General features: G+C 37.4%; 12 protein-coding genes. 7 read left to right on the plus strand and 5 right to left on the minus strand.

The features are described 5' to 3' along the window. The first annotated feature begins 30 nt into the window (after window positions 1-30). From AN394_RS08225 to AN394_RS08245, 5 genes are all read left to right on the plus strand, one after another. Window positions 31-804, plus strand: a complete 774-nt coding sequence (locus AN394_RS08225) for a siderophore-interacting protein (protein ID WP_055021217.1) — start codon at window positions 31-33, stop codon at window positions 802-804. A gap of 67 nt (window positions 805-871) precedes the next feature. Further along, on the plus strand, window positions 872-1,867 hold the full coding sequence (locus tag AN394_RS08230; RefSeq protein WP_055021218.1) for an LLM class flavin-dependent oxidoreductase: 996 nt from the start codon (window positions 872-874) through the stop codon (window positions 1,865-1,867). A gap of 175 nt (window positions 1,868-2,042) precedes the next feature. Then, the gene (locus AN394_RS08235; protein ID WP_055021219.1) at window positions 2,043-2,999 is read left to right on the plus strand and encodes a patatin family protein; all 957 of its coding nucleotides are present in this window, start codon (window positions 2,043-2,045) and stop codon (window positions 2,997-2,999) included. 120 nt (window positions 3,000-3,119) lie between these two features. After that, window positions 3,120-4,529 carry a sodium:alanine symporter family protein gene (locus AN394_RS08240; protein ID WP_054563092.1) on the plus strand — a complete coding sequence of 470 codons (1,410 nt, stop codon included), beginning with the start codon at window positions 3,120-3,122 and terminating at the stop codon, window positions 4,527-4,529. A 27-nt stretch (window positions 4,530-4,556) separates the two neighbouring features. Further along, a complete protein-coding gene (locus AN394_RS08245) occupies window positions 4,557-5,606 on the plus strand; it encodes a patatin-like phospholipase family protein (protein ID WP_055021220.1) in 1,050 nt (349 codons plus the stop codon). Window positions 5,607-5,617: 11 nt separating this feature from the next. On the opposite strand, the gene AN394_RS08250 is transcribed toward AN394_RS08245, so the two are convergent. The 4 genes from AN394_RS08250 to AN394_RS08265 all read right to left on the minus strand — a co-directional run bounded on the left by AN394_RS08250 (window position 5,618) and on the right by AN394_RS08265 (window position 14,035). Next, entirely contained in the window at window positions 5,618-7,177 is a 1,560-nt protein-coding gene (locus tag AN394_RS08250) for a methyl-accepting chemotaxis protein (protein WP_055021256.1), read from the minus strand. Window positions 7,178-7,380: 203 nt separating this feature from the next. Beyond that, window positions 7,381-12,621 (minus strand): AAA family ATPase, encoded by a 5,241-nt coding sequence (locus tag AN394_RS08255; RefSeq protein ID WP_055021221.1) that lies wholly within the window; start codon window positions 12,619-12,621, stop codon window positions 7,381-7,383. Between the two features lie 163 nt (window positions 12,622-12,784). Next, window positions 12,785-13,102 (minus strand): hypothetical protein, encoded by a 318-nt coding sequence (locus AN394_RS22510; RefSeq protein WP_055021222.1) that lies wholly within the window; start codon window positions 13,100-13,102, stop codon window positions 12,785-12,787. Window positions 13,103-13,471: 369 nt separating this feature from the next. Then, window positions 13,472-14,035 (minus strand): YSC84-related protein, encoded by a 564-nt coding sequence (locus AN394_RS08265; RefSeq protein WP_054553327.1) that lies wholly within the window; start codon window positions 14,033-14,035, stop codon window positions 13,472-13,474. 134 nt (window positions 14,036-14,169) lie between these two features. On the opposite strand from AN394_RS08265, the gene AN394_RS08270 reads away from it, so the two are divergent. Both AN394_RS08270 and AN394_RS08275 read left to right on the plus strand, forming a co-directional pair. After that, complete coding sequence (locus AN394_RS08270; RefSeq protein WP_054563097.1) at window positions 14,170-15,381, plus strand: tyrosine-type recombinase/integrase; 1,212 nt, start codon at window positions 14,170-14,172, stop codon at window positions 15,379-15,381. Beyond that, entirely contained in the window at window positions 15,381-16,571 is a 1,191-nt protein-coding gene (locus AN394_RS08275) for a sodium:proton antiporter (protein ID WP_054563098.1), read from the plus strand. The genes AN394_RS08270 and AN394_RS08275 overlap by 1 nt, the downstream gene beginning before the upstream one ends. A 35-nt stretch (window positions 16,572-16,606) precedes the next feature. Here the strand turns inward: AN394_RS08275 and AN394_RS08280 are convergent, their stop codons facing one another. Continuing rightward, window positions 16,607-19,651, minus strand: a complete 3,045-nt coding sequence (locus AN394_RS08280) for an FAD-binding and (Fe-S)-binding domain-containing protein (protein WP_055021223.1) — start codon at window positions 19,649-19,651, stop codon at window positions 16,607-16,609. Window positions 19,652-19,720: the final 69 nt, after the last annotated feature.

The raw sequence follows: 19,720 nt of genomic DNA on the forward strand, positions 1-19,720 counted from the left end.
TTGTGCAATTTAACCAGCTAGGAGACCAAGATGGCTAGAAAAGTTCGTCGTGCAAACGTATTAAGTACTACACGTATTTCCCCGCATCTACAAAGAATTGTTGTTGGCTCAGACGAGTTTGCCGATTTCCCACAAGATGCAAAAGGTGCGTACGTAAAGGTATTACTCCCGCATGCCGGTGAATCTAAGGTTGAACTTGATTTACACGCTGAGCACCCAGCATTAATGCGCTCTTACACTATTCGTGATATCAACCCCATTAGCGGTGCAATTACCCTCGATTTTGTGGTTAACCAACATCAAGGTGTGGCAACCAACTGGGCACAAAATGCATGTGTAGGCGACGAGGTAGGTATAGCAGGCCCAGGCCCTAAAAAACTCACTGATTTTACGCAAACACATTATTTAATGCTGGCAGATTTAACCTCTGTAAATGCAATCAATGGCTACTTACAAGCCCTGCCACAAGATGCCACTGTCGATGTCATTATTCATGTTGCTGATAAAGCCGACATCATTGAGCTTGAACAAATTAAAGCACACACCCAACATAGTGTTGAATGGTTAGTAACAGATGAGCCAGAAACAGATTTACTCGACCAAGTAACACGCTTATGTGCTGGCTATAACACGCAACCTATGGTGTTTATGGCATTAGAAGCAAACTTGGTGAAGGCAATTCGCCGTTTAGTAACAAGCAGTTTTGAAATTAACCGTGAACACATCGTTGCATCAGCTTATTGGAAGCGTGGTATTGACGCCGATGGCCTAAAGGTGGAAAAACAGCAACAAAGCCGTGCCTAATTAGCATTTGAAAAATAGCCATTCGCTCTCATTAACTAATTATAAAGAGTTAAATTTTGGAGAGCGAATGTCAGATCTTAGCAACACACCTTTTTCATTGCTTGAATTGAGCCCAATGAAAGAGCACGAAACCGTTTCGCAAACACTAGCTAACACTGTTACCTATGCACAAACAGCCGACAAACTGGGTTTTAATCGGTTTTGGATGGCAGAGCATCATAATATGCGCGGTATCGTGTGTGCCGCAACTTCAGTACTGATAGGTCATATCGCAGGTAAAACTCAGAATATCCGCGTAGGTGCAGGTGGAGTGATGTTACCTAACCATCCACCGCTGGTGGTTGCTGAGCAATTTGGCACCCTAGAGAGTTTATACCCCGGTCGCATTGATTTAGGTTTAGGCCGAGCCCCAGGTAGTGACCCAATTACCAGCCGTGCTTTACGCCGTGACGAGCAACGTGCTGAGCACTTCAATGATGAGGTAACGGAGCTGCAAGCTTTACTTGGCCCATATAAAGGTGACTCTCCAGTACGCGCAATCCCAGGTGAAGATACAAATGTACCAATCTGGTTACTGGGCTCAAGCCTTTATAGTGCTGGACTTGCGGCAAAAAAAGGTTTGCCATATGCATTTGCGGGTCATTTTGCGCCACGCTTTGTTGAAGATGCCATAGCATTGTATCGCAGAGAATTTCAGCCATCTGAGGTATTAGATAAGCCATACGTCATGCTTGGTTTACCTGTTGTTGCCGCTGACACCGACGAACAAGCACAGTTTTTAGCAACAACAGCGAAACAACGTATCTTAGCACTTATGCGCGGCAAGCCACTTTGGCTTAAAGAGCCTGTAGCAACAATGGAAGGATTGTGGACAGCACAAGAAAAAATGCAAGTAGAAAACTTTTTAGGGCTTTCTGTTGTTGGCGGTCAAGCGAGCGTTAAGCATAAGCTGAGTATGATTAAACAAACGCTACAGGTTGATGAGTTTATTTTTACAAATGACCTGTATGAATTGAGTGACAGACAACATGCGCTGGAAATATTAGCAAGCATCATGCACTAATACGGTTTGGCAAATAGTGAATGCGTGTAATGAGTTTTTTATGCGCATTGCTTAAGCCCTGACACTCATTTATTAAACGGTTTTATAGATTAAATCAATTTATATAATCCGTTTTAAGGATTGAAATTAACTTAATACAATACATTTATTAACCATAACCCTAGGAAGGTGCACCGTGAAATCTCAAACAATTGCCGCAGTAGAACCACAAACAAAAACAGCATTAATCGCTGAGGGTGGTGGGCAACGAGGGATTTTTACCGCAGGTGTACTCGATGCGTGGTTAGAACATAATTACGATCCATTCGATTTATTCATTGGCACATCGGCAGGCTCACAAAACTTAACAAGTTATTTAGCGCGTCAAAAAGGCTATGCAAAACGTTTGATCAGAGGCCTTTCTCGTCATAAACGTTTTTTCCAACTTGGCCGCGGGCTGTTTGGTAAAAGCATTGTTGACCTTGATTGGTATTTTGATAAAACCAAAGAGGTAAACCGTGCCCTTGATTTTAAAACAGCAACACAAAGCCTAGGTAAACGCGAACTGTTGATCACAACCACAAACGCGGCTGACCGTAAACCGTATTATTTGAGCCCAAATGGTGAAGATACACAATGGTTGGCCTTGTTAAAAGCATCAAGCGCATTACCCTTTTTATATAAAGACGGCGTTAACTTAACACCTTGGTTAACAACAAAGGCCGCAAACGATGCCATTATTCAAAGCTCTAATACTGATTTAGTGCATGATATGTATTTAGATGGTGGCTTAGCTGCACCTTTACCTGTGAAAGAAGCTTATAACCGTGGTGCTCGTGATATTGTGGTTATTAGAACTGTTGATGAAAACTTCCAAGTACAATCTGAATGGGTAAATAAGTTAAAGTCACTAGTTTGTGTATCAGGTTATTGCCCTAAAACCATTGATTACTTGGTTCAACACGAACAAGCTTATCAAGAAGAACTCGATTTCATTGCCAACCCGCCAAGTGATGCCCGTATCACACAAATTTTTGCAGGTGGTAAATTACGCAGTAAGCTACTGGGTAGTACAGATTCAGATCTGCGCTATGATCACAAATTAGGTTTAGCGGCAGGTCGTGCCTTTTTACAGCAACAACTGCTAAATTAGTTGGGAGCAGGCTCGGGCAATTAATCCCATTGCCCACTTGAGATATTTGTAAATAGAGTTAAAGTGGTTAGCTATTCACTTTTTGTGATTTTTTATCTACAAGAACAATAAAGGCTTGCCATGTTTAACAGTGCTGTATCGACAATCAATGGTCTTCTTTGGGGAGAAGGCCAAATTCTTATCTATATTCTTCTGTTTGCTGGGATCTGGTTTTCGGTCAGGTTAAAAGCGATTCAATTGGTTAAGTTTCGCCATATGTTTAGCTTATTAAAGTCGAGTAGCAGCACCGATAAAAACTCAATTAGTTCATTTCAAGCTTTATGTACTGGTCTTTCAGCCCGTGTAGGTACCGGTAACCTTGCAGGGGTTGCCGTTGCTATTTCGTTAGGGGGCAGCGGTGCAATATTTTGGATGTGGGTGATTGCCATTTTGGGCATGGCCACAGGTTTTGCCGAAAGCGTACTTGGTCAAGTCTATAAAGTTAGGGATGCTAATGGCGAGTTTAGGGGCGGGCCTGCTTATTATATTCAGCAAGGCTTGGAAAGCAGAGCGCTAGCGGTATGTTTTGCCTTTTGCTTGTTCCTTGGTTATGGCTTTACGTTTAGTGCCATGCAAACGAATACCATTACCGATGCCCTCAATTACGCATTTGAAATTCCAACATTGTATTCAGGTATTGTGATCACGATACTGGCAGGCTCTATTATTTTAGGTGGCTTTAAAGCTATTGCCCGCTTTGCTGAACGCATTGTGCCAGTTATGGGCATTTTATTTGTACTCGCCGCCATTATTATTACTTTATTGAATATCGGTAAAGTGCCTGCGATGATTGAAGATATTTTACTTTCTGCCTTTGGCTTACAAGAAGCAGGCGCAGGGGCAATGGGCGCCGCAATTAAAAATGGTATTCAGCGAGGGCTATATTCGAATGAAGCCGGAGCGGGGAGTGTGCCACATGCATCTGGCTGTGCATCACCCGTACCAAATCACCCAGTCACTCAAGGCTATATTCAAATGCTAGGGGTGTTTTTCGATACCATTGTGCTGTGTAGTTGTACGGCGGTGATTATTTTATTGGCTGATATTGATATTAGCGGCGAAATGGAAGGGATCCGCTTAACTCAATCTGCGATGACAGCGCATATGGCTGCTGGTGGCATTTACTTTGTAGCGGCAGCAATTTGTTTATTCGCGTTTACTTCTGTGGTTGCAAACTATGCCTACGCAGAAAGTAACCTACATTTATTTAAACTAGATAATAAACTCGGCCGTGGAATTTACACCTGTTTATATTTATCAATGATGATTTGGGGTGCATCGGCCACCATTAAACAAGTGTGGGATCTTGCAGACATTGCTTTAGGTTTAATGACAGTGGTGAACGTTATCGCTATTATACGCTTAACGCCAACCATCTTATCTGTGACAAAAGACTACCATAGTCAACGTGAAGCTGGGCAAGAACCAAGTTTTGATTCTGAAAAAGTGCAGGTTCAAGGTCAAACAGAACAAGGAATTTGGCGCAAATAATCAAAAACAATAACGAGAAAAGTGACCATGATAGATATTTACGCAGGGCCTAGTGCTGCAAAAGTAATTCAAGAGCAAGGCCTGTCTGCCGATTTGTTTAATACCTTTTTAGGAGCAAGCGGCGGGCCCAAGTGGTTTACATTATTTGGTTTGGATAAATATCTATTTGGTGAATTTTTTAAAGACCGTACCACACCTTTAAACTTATTAGGGTCAAGTGCTGGGGCATTTAGATCTGCCTGTTTTGCACAAAATGACCCTGTTGCTGCGATATCTCGATTAGCAAAGTCTTACTCTGAAACACGCTATTCATCGAATAAAGCAAAACCAGAAGAAATAACAACAAAAGCGCGAGAGTTATTAAGCACAGTTTTTGCTGAAAATGGTATTCACGAAATCATTAACAACCCTATTTTTAAAGCCCACTTTATAGTTGCAAAATCGAATGGCTTTACAGCATCAGAAAATAAAGTGATGCAGCTAATGGGGTTATCTAAAAGCTACTTAGTCAATCGAATGAATAGACGCTTGTTAAGTAAGCAATATGAACGTTATGTATTTCAGCCTGCGGATAGTCAGTTATCTTTTTCCGATAATAATACCTTTAATACCCATACTATTGAGCTAAGCGAAGATAATTTAGCGGATGCGTTACTTGCTTCAGGTTCTATTCCATTAGTCATGCAGGGTATTAAAAATATAACAGGAACACCGCCTGGTATGTATCGCGATGGCGGTATTATCGATTATCACTTTGACTTAAGTATTCATAATGACGGGCTTATTTTATATCCGCATTTTAATAACAGCCCTAAAGCAGGTTGGTTTGATAAGAGCCTAAAGCGTGGAATTACCCCGAGTAACTATGATAACGTAGTGATGATCACTCCATCAGCTGACTTTGTTGCTTCATTACCTTATGGCAAAATCCCAGATCGTAAAGACTTTACAGAACTTGATGCTGATACACGCATTAAATATTGGCAGCAGGTATTCAAAGAAACAGAACAGCTAGCAGAAGCATTCGATGAGGTGTGTACTAATAAGCACACACCGAAAATAAACCTTATTAAATAGTATTGCTTTCGCTACTTAAACTGATTAATCAAGGAAGTTTGCTCTGTCACTTTACTGAGGAGCGCTTCGCAAAGTTGCTGCGAAGTATGGCCAAGCTCTGTACACTCATGAGCAAAGTCTTGTGCTGACGTTAAGTTGGTAGCAATAACTTGGCTTGCTGTTAGTTGTTCGTTCATTGCATGCGCTATGATGCTATTGAGTTCACTTAGTTTGATAGACTGAGCTTTAATATGGTCTAAACTATCACCACTTTGATGTGCAAGCTCAACACTTTTAGCCGACAAATTAAGTCCATCTTTCATGGCAAGTTGTGCTTGTTTCGAAGCGTGAGTGAGCTGATTTAATACATTGTTTATTTCTTCTGTAGATTGCTGAGTTCGTGAGGCTAATGCACGTACTTCACCAGCAACAACGGCAAAGCCACGGCCATGATCACCCGCACGGGCAGCTTCGATGGCCGCATTTAAAGCAAGTAAATTAGTTTGATCAGCAATCGCATTTATCTCAGATAAAATTGCCACAATGTGTTGATTGCCTTCAATTAAGTTTTCTACTTGGCTACTCGCTGCTTTGAGTTTTTCATCAAGCTCACTGATTGAAGTTATCGTTTGCTTGACCGCAAGTGAGCCTTCTTCGGTTGCTTGGTTTGACTCTTCAGCAGCTTGATTAGATTGCATTGTGCTAGATGAAAGCTCATTGATTGAGGCCGTCATTTGCTCTGTGGCAACAACAATTTGTGAGACTTCATCTGTTTGTTTATTTAAAAGTTCAGTCACGTTATGACCAGACTCAGCACATTGTTGCGCGTTGTGATTAACGCCCATAGTCACATCATTAACACGGCCAACAACGGCTTTTAATTTAGCTTGTTGCATCTCAAGGGCAAGATGTAAAAAGCCAGATTGGTCATTAGTACCTGAATACAGATAAGCCATTAAAGGGTTATCAAAAACTTGTTTTGCTTTGCTTATAAGCGCTAAATATTTTTGACGCCAAAAATACATAAGCCCATTAGCTGATGCTAAAAATAGGACTGGTAGACAATTAAAAATATCAAACCCAGAACTAAAAGCGGAAGCCAGCGAACCTAAAAAACTTATGAATAATAGGGCACTTATGTACAGAGTGGCATCGAACTTAGCTGCTGTAGCATGAGATTTTTGATTATTGTTTATTTTTGCATACTCAGCGGTCGCTCTTTGTACGACCTCATCACTTTGTTTAGTTCTAACTGATTGGAACTCAAAAGTACGACCACTTTTATCTTTAATCGGTGTTACAAAGGCATTCACCCAATAATAATCACCATTTTTACAGCGATTTTTAACAGGCCCCATCCAAGATTGACCATTTTTGAGATGTTGCCATAAATCTGCAAAAGCCAGTTTCGGCATATCAGAGTGGCGAACAAGGTTATGAGGCTTACCTACCATTTCGTCTAGCGTGAAACCAGCTATTTTGCAAAATTCATCATTGGCATAGGTAATATGGCTTTGCAAATCAGTAGTCGATAGGAGGATATCAGATTCAGAAAATTTAACTTCGGTATCGGTATTAATTCTATGTTTCACGTTAAAATCACCCAAGTACAGCTTTAAATTCAGAAAGTAAATTAGCGGAGTAAAAACAGTCTGAACCAGAAAGAGGTAGTGTTAATTTGATCACTAATGTTTATAAATAATTTAGCGATAAATTCGTGAAAAAGAACTAGGAAAATTCAGGTTTTATGTTAAAAAAGTTAATACCTTTTAACTGAAATAAGCTAGATGGCGGGTTAAAGGTTAGAAAAAATTGTAAATTTAGTGCCATTTCCAACCTCAGAGTGACAACTGATTGTACCTTTTAGCTTCTGAACGATAAGGTTATAAACAATATTCATTCCAAGACCACTACCGCCAGCCCCACGTTTAGTCGTGTAGAAGGGTTCAAATATCTTACTCTGTACTTCTTTCGTCATGCCTTTACCATTATCTTGAAAATCAACTCTAAGTTTTGAGCCTTCAAGGTCTGCAGTAATCGTTATCTGACCTTCTTGTGTATCTTCAAAAGCATGTATTAAAGAGTTTAAAATAAGATTGGTGAATATATGTGCGATAACACCAGGGTCAACCTTGATCACTAAGTCATCGCTACAATCAATTTGGATAGTATGATGACTCTTTTTAAGAGCAGGAGATAAACTGCTGACTAAATCTGTTAAGTATTCTTTTAGATTAATTTCACGCTCTTCATCGTTACTGGTATCAACAGCGACTAATTTAAAGTTGGCAACCAGTTCGGCTGCTCTATTTAAGTTACGGTAAACAATAGAACCTGCCTCATTGATATTCGTAATACTAGAGACAAAATCTTTTCGAGTCAGAGTTTGTGCTTCGAAAGCGATACGGAGTTGTTCGATTAATTCAAGTAGATTTGAAGAGGCTGTGACACTCACACCTAAAGGGGTATTAAGTTCATGGGCAACACCTGCAACTAATCGACCTAATGAAGCCATTTTTTCTGATTCGACTAAATGATTTTGCGTTTGTTTTAATTGTTTTAGTGATTCTTCTAAATCATTAGTTCGTGCAATGACCTTTTCTTCCATTTGGCTATACAGGACTGAATTTTCGATTGAGATTGCCATTTGACCAATCAATAAATTGAGCATGTCTAAATGGTTTTGGCCAAAGGCATCAGTAGTGAGTTCATTCTCTAAATAGACAATGCTGTTGATTCGATTCTTGTAGATAAGTGGTAAGCATAAAATAGATTTTGGTTGATGCTTCTCAATGTAAGGGTCGTTGGTGAAAACCGAATCGACAGACACATTACCAATTAAAGCCATACTTTGTGTGCGAATCACATATCGTATAACACTAGCAGGTATATCAGTGGATTTAACGTAAGGTGAAGGCTCAAATTGGTAATTTTGATTATTCAAAATACCAATATTTTCTACCCACCATTTTGAATTTTTCTTAAGTAATAAAGCAACTTTTGAGGCGCCAGAAAACTCCATAACAATGGCAATTAATTTATTCAGTAATTTATCTATAACCATTTCTTCTGAAAGTACATTAGCTGCCTGCATCATAGAATGAAGCGCAATTGAACTAGTCGACACTTCTAAAGATGCATTAGTGGGTAGCATAGAAATTCCATCGTTTATTGAAGATGAGTTTGCTGTTTTTACATTGACTGATAAATGATTATATATAGTCTGAGAATTTTGCTGGTGGTGCATGACATATTCAAGTTTACTTTGCTTCATTAGGTAATTTGCGAGTAACTCATTTGCTAATGCCTCAATCAGTTTGTAATCGGTAGCTTTAGCAAGCTCGATTGCTTGATGGTAAAGAGCAAATACCTCATAGAAAGGTAGGTTATTCAAACTTGCTAATTCAGCCTCTATCAATTTTACCTTATGAAGAAAGTTACCTTCACACGAGTAACTCCACGTTTTCAAGCGTTCAAACATGTGCTTAAACATGCCCTGATATTTACTCGAATCTAAATAAGTTTCTGGTTTAGCGAGCAGAACTAAACACGAATAAAAATAAGCTTCAGGTGTTTTTATTTGTCCTGGCACACCCATTGGGATGATATGAATATGGTCAATAATTGCTAGAGCTTCGTCATATAGGCCAATTAAATAGAGCGCTCTGATTTTTGCATAATAATACCAAGCTTGAATAATCGGTGAGTCTTTGGCATAAAGTTGGTGTTCCTGTTCATCAAAAACATCACAGTCAAAGCTATTATGGCTATCACATTTACCCATTAAGTGCAGTAATGGGACATATGCACCAGGTATGAAAAAGCTTTTAGTTGATTCTTCATTTTTTTCTTTTAAAAAACTTAAGTACTTATTGGCTTCCGTTAAAACGTCATCACAGGGCAGGCCTTCTATTATTAAGTTTGAAATAATATTAACTGCTGCGTAGCTTGCGTATGTCCAATCTCCAGCTTGACAACTGAATTGATAGCTTTGCCGAAAGCTTTTAGTAGAGAAGGAAAGATGATTACTCCAATGGCAAATTGTTAAGCCATACATAAAGTACACTTTGCCGCGTAACGCTAGGTTTGGATAGTTATCAGCAATTTTTAGTGCAACTTTGCCAAATTCATCCGCTTTTTTGAATTCATTCAGCCGATTAACACAAACAAAACCATAAAGAATATAAGCAAAGGAAGATTGTTCGCACCTACCATGTTCAAGGCAAAGGCTACACATTTTTACTGATGCCCATTGCACAACATCCTCATCAGATAATAAATATGCTGTGATCCAAAGGCTGGTCAGAATATCGAGTAATAATAAAATCTGTTCATCTTCTAAGTTATTAGAATCATAGAGACTATCAATAGAATGCTGTGCAAGGTATGTATCTATGAGCGTAATCTCGTTAACAATTTGAGCATCTAAGTTCTCTAACTCAGAAGGCGGCGTTAGATTTAATACTTTTAACGCTAGATATTGTGTATCTAGCGCTTCTTGATAGAGACCTTGTTGGTGGAAATCATCCATTTTCACCAGCAGTACCCGCGCATGATCTAAAGCTGTATGTTTATATTTTAGTAATAGAGTATAAAATTCATCGGATTCATTATATTTATTTAAAATACAATTTACTTTACATAACAACAGTAAGGTCTCAAACGTTACACTATAGTTAACTTTAAAATGTTCTATTTTTAATAATCTCTTAGCAAAGATAAGATAATTATAAGCGGAGCTATATGCCGCCGAGTCAAACGCTTTTCTTGCAGCTAAATAGTTGACTTCAATAACTTGCTTTATTTCAAGAGGGTTACATATAAGCTCTATTGCTTTATTAAATTGGTTTGCTAGATCAAATAAACTTTTATCTAGAATGTTATTGTTAAGTGCATACTGATAAAGCAGTCTGGCAATATTAATATGAACTTGCTGACGCTCATTTTCAGGGATAAGTGAGTATGCGGCTTGCTGCACACGGTCATGTAAAAATTTTAATTGCACATTTTCATCAACGGCCACTTGTGAAGGAATGACATGTGAAATCGATTGCGGAGTTAAAATAAGTTCTCTATCGATAGCAGGGATCAAATTATTAATTATCTGCTTGGCTGTGTATTGATTATCAGAAAGCGCTACTAACATATTAGTGTCGAATGTATTACTAACACTTGCAGCATACTTAAGTAAATCACAGGCTTGATTTGGTAGCTCATTAATTTTTTCTGCCATAAAATCAACAACATTATCGGTGATGTTTTCTGCCAAAATAGTTTCTTTATCCCAGCACCAACAATCTTTTTCTAGGTTGTGATATAGAAGACCTTTTTCATATAACTCTGTCGTAAATTGTAAAACAAAAAAGGGGTTTCCTAATGTCTTCTTAAATATTAGTTCACTTAAAGGAATACATTCTATTTCAGGGGTGTTTATTGTGTCACTGATTAGAGTATTTATTACATCTTGTGGTAAGTTATTCAAAAAAGCCTGGTTTACAGGTACGTTTTTATCTTTAATTTCGGTGATAAATTTAGTGAATGGGTGTTGGGTGTCAACCTCATTATCTCGAAATGCTTGTATTATTAATAAATGATGTAATTGTACATTATCAAATAAAGATGCTAATAACTCTAAAGATGCTAAGTCAGCCCATTGCATATCATCTAAAAATAAAATTAAAGGGCGGTTTCTACTGCAAATTGCAGTCATAAGGCTTAAAAATAAACTGTGTAATAGACTTTTATCTATGTTTTTTTTCGGTATATCTACATCTTTAATTTTCAGAATTAGGTTTAAGTCAGAAATTATATTACACAAATATACTGCTTTATCGGTGAGGTGGTTGTTAAAAATATCGCGCCAAAGAATTAATTCATCATTAGGTTCTGTTAAAATGTAACGACAAAATTTATTTAAGGCATCAGTGATGGCAGAATAAGGGATATTTCTCTGATACTGATCGTACTTACCAGAACTAAAATATCCATATTCTCCAGTCATTGGTTTATAGACTTCTTTCACCAGAGCAGACTTTCCGACACCAGAATAACCAGATACTAAAAAGATTTCACAACTACCTTGGGCGACTCGCTCGAAAGACTGCAATAAATCATCTATTTCTTTGTCACGACCATATAACTTCTGCGGAATATTAAATTGCTCTGATGCTGAGAAGTTTACATTTGGTAATTCAAAGTTAGTGAGAGATGGATCATTCTCAAACTGAGCTGAAATTAGTTGCAAATCTTTAGCTAACCCCCAAGCTGATTGATAACGATCTTCTGCATTTTTTTGAAGTAGGTTACTAATAACATCAGCAATAACATCGGGAATGTTTGTATTAATTTTATTAACTGGCACAACTTTTTTAGCAATATGACAGTGCACAAGTGCTAGTTGATCCTGTTCACTAAAAGGAGGTTTACTAGTTAGCATTTCATAAAAACTGGCGCCTAAAGAATAAAGATCACTGCGGCAATCTATTTTTCGATTAATACGCCCGGTTTGTTCTGGTGATAAATAAGCGAGGGTACCCTCTAAAACTGCTGGGCTAGTTAAGTTTTGTGAAGACTTCGAAAGTGAGGTCGCAATATGTAAACCAAATAATTTAAAGCTACATAAATCATCACTAATCAAAATGTGATGGGGGTTAATATCTTTATGAATTAATTTTTTAGAGTGCAAATATTTGACTGTTTCTGCCAGCTTAACAGCTAATGGCAGAAACTCATTTACTGAAATAGGGGCTTTTTGTAAAAGTTTAGAAAGAAGCTTGGCAGGAAAATATTCATAAATGATGGCTGTACAGTCATCTTCGTTAATGAAATTAATAGGTTTTAAAATATTAGGATGGTCTAATTTATCTGAAAATGCATGCTCAAGTAAGAGCTTGTTTATTGTATCTTTGTCTCTACTTACTTCTTTTAGTGATTTTATAAGAACTAAGTCACCGTTTTTTAGTGACTTAGCACTATGCAGTAAGAAGTAACCACTATTGTCGATACAATCAACTAAACTATATCCTGGAATCGGCAAGAGAACTCCTTACTAAAAAGAAACAAGCTACATATAGCTACTACTAATTTAGTATAGTCAAAACTTACCTATCTTCCATCTTATTTATTAGGCTGATTCATGTGTTAAATCAACAAATTAGTGTATATAAAAAACTACTATTTCACATAAGGATTTATACAATCTAATCACGTAATATGAAATCACTCTGGCAGGGGGCTTCTCCAGGGCTTTGATCTAATTTTGTGTTAGGGCAATTTTTAGTAAAAAATAACGCTTCTTCTAGAGAGTTCATTTGGCTGCAATATTGACGGTCATCACATTCATACTCTGGCTTTTCATAATCAGATATTGTGATATCTCGATTATGGCTATAATTTGATTTTATGGGATCAATAATTTTTGTTTGAAGCGTTTGTGTTGGTGAGATACCCCCATAATTTACTGCATAATAATCCCATGCGAAGTAGCCAATTATGATGATTAGAAAAAACTTCCTCATGATGAATCCTTGTTATTATTGTTTAGACTAATGTGAATCGTGAGCGGTATTGAGGCCTAAGCCTTATGGCCCAACCCGAAAGTCTTACTATAATAAGGTGAAGAAATAATATTAAGTAAAATTAGTGGTTTATGAATGAAATACGAAATTTCTGATAGCGAAGATAAATCAAAAGTTTGAAATGAACAGAAGTTTTAAGTATTAAATTATTAGAGGTGTAGATTAGAAAACTAGCTAATTTAATAGTCTATACTTAAAGATTAAAATATAACAACTACCCATAAATTACGTTATGTTAAATTAGTTAAAATAATTAAAAGTGGGAGTTAGGTTGCTAACTAGCCCACTTTTAGAAGGGTTTTAAATAGCTTAATTTAGCTCAGAATCTACCCAAAACTTAGTGCCTTTCAGTACCGCTTGTAACGCAAGGCCATTTTCGGTTAAAGAGTAAACAGTTACTTGGTCTGCAATTGCTTCGGCAACTAAAGCGCCACCTTTATCTTCATATTTTGCTGCAGCATCTGCATTTCCACCGAATGCCCAACCATGTTCAATAAAGCGATTTACTGCTGCTTGGTTATGAAAAACCATCACAACATTAAAGTCTTTAACACCTAAACCTAGACCTAAACCCGCTTCTCCCATATTCATGTAAGTTGATTTACCGGTTAGGTTATTTTTAACAACACCATAACCACCGCCAAAACTGGCTAAAACAACATTTACATTGGCATTATCAAAAACCGCATAACCAGCAGAGTTAGCAATTTGTTGTTTAACATCAGGTTTTTGAGCGTAAAGCTCACTTAATGTATTGTTTTTCATGCTTTGTACTAAAGCACGTTTTTCATCGGGAGATGCACTTCCTGTTGTAGCACAACCGGTTAAAATTGTAGTGATTAAAACTAAACTAATAGCGATAAACTTTTTCATACATATTCCTTGAATATTAGTATGGCAATCTAGTTAATGTTGCAAATACTAAAGATATATTAAGTCCAATACTAGACAGTATCGGACTTTATGGTAACCTTATAACTAGTTATTTTACAAGATATTACATCATTATGCTCGTTGCTCTCGTTGATACACTTAAACAACTGCGTTACCAAATTGCCCATCTTGAAGATGATACTCTTGCAACAGAATATCCAGAACTTGATAACTTTATACATCATGTTGGATTGACTGTTGCTGAATCAAAAAATGACTTAGGTTTTCTTTATCAGTTTTTATATGTGTATGGCCGAAAATCAGAATCTACATTTAATCGATTTCGAAATGAGCTTGAGCGGTTCTGTTTATGGTCATGGTTAGTTGCTGAAAAATCAGTTTTTGATCTAAAACGTGAAGATATTGAAGCCTATGTTGATTTTATGGTAGAACCAGATTCGGCCTGGTTATCAAGTTCAGTGCAATGGCGTTATAAAGATGAACAAGGCATAAGACGGCTTAATACAAATTGGCGCCCTTTCATCAATAAAGAAAATATAGCTAGCCAACAAACACTCGCCGCTATGTTTACGGCGCTCAATGTTTTTTATAAGTTTGCAATTTTAGAAGAAAAAACCTTTGCTAACTTTGTACCGGTTGTTAAAAAGAATAGCCCTTACTTAGTTGTGCAATCGCAAATTAAAATCCCCGATACACTCAGTGATATTCAATGGGAGTATGTATTTGGCGTTACTCGAGATTTATGTGAGCAACAACCTGATTTAGAAAGAAATTTATTCACTCTCGCTTGCTTAAAAGGATTGTATCTACGAATTTCTGAGTTATCCGAGCGCCCTCAGTGGTCGCCGGTTATGTCACATTTTTGGCAAGATAATGATGGTTTTTGGTTTTTAAGAATTATGGGTAAAGGTAACAAATTACGTGATGTTACCTTAAGTGAAGATTTTATATCTTATCTAAAACGTTATAGGCTTTACCGAGGTTTACCTGCCCTGCCCCGTGTTGATGAAGCTGAGCCGCTAGTTCACAAAATTCGTGGCAAAGGGGGAATGACTGTTCGTCAAATTCGTCGTTTGGTACAACAAAGTTTTGACTTAGCAAAACAATCTCTTTTACAAGACGGCTTTAAAGATGATGCAGAACAACTTGAAGCAGCTACTGCTCACTGGTTAAGGCATACTGGTGCAACACACGATGCTCAAACAAGACCGCTAAAACATTTATCTGAAGATTTAGGTCATGCAAAAATTGCTACGACAGATCAAATTTATATTCAAACAAATATCAAAGAACGTGCAAAGTCTGGAATAAAAAGGAAAGTTTAATGGAATATACAATACTGGCGTTAGTCGGTTTAGCTTTATTATTTTACTCACTGACGATTCGGCAATTAGAGCGAACAGAAATTACCGGGCCAATGTTTTTTGTGTTGGTCGGAATTGCAATGTCTTACTTTTTGCCGAGTGAGTTTAAGTTAGGCGAAGCCGGACTCAGTGACATTTTACCTTTGGTTGAATTAACCTTAAGTATTTTTTTATTTACCGATGCCGCCAAATCAAAACTTCCCGTATTAAAACATAGTTATCAGTACCCTAGCCTGTTACTTTTTGTAGCTTTGCCGATGACATTAGTGTTAGGTGTAGCTGGTGGGTTGTTTTTCTTTTCTGAGTTATCACTTTTTCAATCTGCCTTGATCGCGATTATTTTAACACCAACGGATGCTGCGCTTAGCAAAGGAATTTTAGAATGCACATCGGTTCCAGAGAAAGTTCGCGAAGGAATAAATACGGAAAGCGGGTTGAACGATGGCCTTTGCGTACCCATCTTTTTAATTTTACTTTTATTAGCTCAAAATCCAGAAAGTGCTGTAACGACAATTGATACTTTACTTGTTTTTGCAAGAGAGTTAGGTGTTGCACTTGTTATTGCAGGCGTGTCGATGGCCGTGTTTATTCCACTTTTAAAAATAGCATTAGCACGTCATTACTTTGCAAATAATAGCAGTCCATTTTTATTGATTGGATTAGTCATGGCTATTTTCTCTTTAACACAAAATTTTCATGGCAGTGGTTTTATTGCTGTTTTTGTTGCGGGACTTTTATTTGATTATTTAGCACCTAAAAAAATACGTTCAACATTAGTTAAAGACTCTGAGCATATCGCCGAATTTGTTGCGCTACTAATTTGGTGTTTATTTGGTTTTGTATGTGGTCACTTGATTGTGAATGATATCACTTGGCCAATTGTTTTTTATGCGTTATTAAGTGTGACGATTTTTAGAATTGTGCCAGTACTACTTTCACTTATGTTTACTAATCTAAATTTCAAAGACAAATTTACATTTGCCTGGTTTGGTCCAAGAGGTTTGGCGTCTATTGTTTTCACTTTAATGGTGATGGATACAGCAATTGCAAACAAAGAACAAATTGCCACGGTAACATTAACAACCATTTTATTTAGTGTTTTCATTCATGGCATGAGTACCAAACCCATCGCAAAAAGTTACCAAAAATAAAGGCGCGTTAAGCGCCTTTATAATTTTCAAAAAAATTAAAGTAACTCTGCAATTAATTGCAGTGGGTGCTTTGGTTTAAATTTTTCATAGCGTTTCACTTGGCTACGACAAGAAAAGCCAGTTGCTAAAACAGTTTCAGGTTCATTATCAGAAATAATTGGTTGCCAACTCATTTCATAAAGAGCCCGTGAATTTTCTTGGTTTTGCTTTTCGTGGCCGTACGTTCCTGCCATACCACAACAACCCGTACTGGTAGTTTCAAGCTGTAAATTTAGATCAGCAAAAATGGTTTGCCAAACTTTAGAAGCATTCGGCATGGCTGTTGTTTCAGTACAATGACTTAACAATTTAAATGGCGAACTCGTTTTAGTGGTAAGAGTAACTTGTTTAAAGTTTTGCGTTTGAAGCCATTCATGAGCTAATTCAACTTTAAAGTCACCACGCTCATCTTTTAATATTGATACATACTCATCTCTGTAACACATAACCAAAGATGCATCGAGCCCAACTAAAGGAGCGTTAATTTCACTCAGTGAATTTAAAAACTCAGCTGCATTTTTTGCTGTTGTTTTAAATTCATTTAAAAAACCTTTTACATGCTGAGCTTTACCATTTGGTTTGAACGGTAATAGCATTGGTTTTTTGCCTAGCGCTTTAATCACTTTAATAAAGCTTTCTACTAATTCAGCTTCGTAAAAACTAGTGAATGGATCTTGAACTATTAGTACATACTCGGCTTGTTGTTCTTTTGAAAGCGAATTAAGTAATTCAAAATTAAATTGCTGATCTTTAGAAATACGTTTAGAAAGTTGGGGTACGCTTAAGCTTGGCGTATCCACATAACCAATGGTATTTTTAATTAAACCTGAAACAAGCTTTGTATTTACAATTGGATTTACCACTTTAGCAAACTTTGCCATCACCGGCGCAGTTTGTTCGATGCCTGCAACTAAGTAATCTTTAGCGGGACGAGCATAATAACTGTGGTAGAAATTTAAAAAGCGTGAACGGAATGTTGGTACATCAACTTTAATTGGACATGCAGTAGTACATGCTTTACAAGCTAAACATTCATCCATTGATTCTTTCACTTCGTGAGAGAAGTCATAAACACCTTTTTTCTTATCGCGACTATGTTGATAGCGCTCCCACCAAGTGATTACTTCACCATTAACTAATTCTTTTTCGACATTAAGTAAATCAATATTTTCAGACTCTTGAAGTCGCAACCATTCGCGCATTAAACTTGCGCGACCTTTTGGTGAATATCGGCGGTCACCTGTTACTTTATAAGATGGGCACATTGGTGATTTTTCATCGTAGTTAAAACACAGACCATTACCATTACAGGTCATCGAGTTATTAAATTCTGTTTTAACATCGATAGAAATTTGTTTGTCGAACCAGGCACGCTTTTGATCATCAACAGAAACGAGTGAGTCTTTACTTTCAATTGGCGTACAGATTTTACCTGGGTTTACTCTGTTATTTGGATCAAATGCTGCTTTGATTTTTCGAAGTTGTGTAAATAAATGCTCGCCGAAAAACTCAGGGCCATATTCACTTCGATAACCTTTGCCATGCTCTCCCCACATCAATCCGCCATATTTTGCAGTCAGTTTAACGACTTCATCTGAAATATGGCGAAGCAATTTTTCTTGTTCAGGGTCACACATATCTAGTGCAGGTCGTACGTGTAAAACACCAGCATCAACATGGCCAAACATACCATATTGAAGGTTGTGGTTATCGAGAAGTTCACGAAACTCGACTATAAAATCTGCTAAGTTTTCTGGTGGCACTGCAGTATCTTCAGCAAAAGCTAAGGGTTTTTGACTGCCTTTTACATTACCTAAAAGGCCTACTGACTTTTTTCGCATTGCATAAATTTTTAAAATATCAGCTTTGTCATTTGTTAACTGATAACCGATCACCCCATTAGTTTGTTTTTCAACACATTCATCGAGTAGCTTACAAAGAGTGTCTACTTTATCTTTAATGTCTTCAGGTGAAACCGCATTAAACTCAACCATGTTGAGCCCTTGCATATCTTTATTCTCAACATCGGTTATTAAGTCCGATACTGAATGCCAAATGATATCTTCTCGAGCAAGGTTAAGTACTTTGCTATCGACTGTTTCTACAGAAGTTGCATTTGCTGCAACTAGAAATGGTGAATGACGAAGTGCAGAATCAAAGCTATCGTATTTAATATTTATTAATGTTTTAAATTCAGCAATGGGCGTAATATTTAGTTTTGCTTCAGTTACAATACCTAATGAACCTTCAGAACCAGTAATTAATCGGCTCATATCAAAGGTTTGTAAATCATCAGAAAGAATATGTTCTAAATCGTAGCCGGTTAGAAAACGGTTTAAACGTGGGAATTTTTCTAAAATAGCGTCTCGATTCTCAAGGCCAATATCAAGAACTGTTTTATATAACTTACCTACAGTCGTGTTTTGTTCAGCAATTACTTTTGCTTTTTCAACAGGCATAGGGGTTGTTGACATTTCAGTGCCATCAACAAGATAAGTTGTTAGGCCTAAAACGTGATCACTTGTTTTGCCATAAACCAAAGAGCCTTGACCTGATGCATCTGTATTTATCATTCCACCGATTGTTGCACGGTTACTTGTTGATAAATCGGGCGCAAAGAAAAAACCGTAAGGACGCAAAAAGTCGTTTAATTGGTCTTTTATTACACCCGTTTGCACGCGCACCCAGTTTTCTTCGATATTGATTTCTAAGATTTCACGCATGTAGCGAGATAAATCAACAACTATACCCGGGCTTAGCGATTGTCCATTAGTACCTGTACCGCCTCCGCGTGGACCAAAAGTCAGTGATAAAAACGGATCACGAGAAGCAATTTGCATAGCAAGTTGTATGTCTTTTGCTGACTTTGGAAAGATGACACCTTGAGGTACCTGTTGGTAAACGCTGTTATCGGTCGATAAACTTAAACGTGTAGAAAAGCTTGCATCGGTATCACCACTAAAACCTTGTTTTTGTATTGTATCTAAGTAATTAGAAACGAGTTCTGTGGTGGCTTGTTGTTGGCTTATTGTTGCTATCATGACGGTGATAAATTAAGGCATTTTGCAAATTATATCATGCTAATAGCTAAGATAAATTGAAGATTTTAC

Origin of the sequence: Pseudoalteromonas sp. P1-26, from assembly GCF_001401795.1 — a bacterium.
Taxonomy (GTDB): domain Bacteria; phylum Pseudomonadota; class Gammaproteobacteria; order Enterobacterales; family Alteromonadaceae; genus Pseudoalteromonas.

Bases quoted from the DNA above. Each gene is read 5' to 3' on its own strand.
- AN394_RS08230 (WP_055021218.1), top strand. From the start codon at position 872: ATGTCAGATCTTAGCAACACACCTTTTTCATTGCTTGAATTGAGCCCA.
- AN394_RS08245 (WP_055021220.1), top strand. From the start codon at position 4,557: ATGATAGATATTTACGCAGGGCCTAGTGCTGCAAAAGTAATTCAAGAG.
- AN394_RS08225 (WP_055021217.1), top strand. From the start codon at position 31: ATGGCTAGAAAAGTTCGTCGTGCAAACGTATTAAGTACTACACGTATT.
- AN394_RS08240 (WP_054563092.1), top strand. From the start codon at position 3,120: ATGTTTAACAGTGCTGTATCGACAATCAATGGTCTTCTTTGGGGAGAA.
- AN394_RS08280 (WP_055021223.1), bottom strand. From the start codon at position 19,651: ATGATAGCAACAATAAGCCAACAACAAGCCACCACAGAACTCGTTTCT.
- AN394_RS08270 (WP_054563097.1), top strand. From the start codon at position 14,170: ATGCTCGTTGCTCTCGTTGATACACTTAAACAACTGCGTTACCAAATT.
- AN394_RS08265 (WP_054553327.1), bottom strand. From the start codon at position 14,035: ATGAAAAAGTTTATCGCTATTAGTTTAGTTTTAATCACTACAATTTTA.
- AN394_RS08275 (WP_054563098.1), top strand. From the start codon at position 15,381: ATGGAATATACAATACTGGCGTTAGTCGGTTTAGCTTTATTATTTTAC.
- AN394_RS22510 (WP_055021222.1), bottom strand. From the start codon at position 13,102: ATGAGGAAGTTTTTTCTAATCATCATAATTGGCTACTTCGCATGGGAT.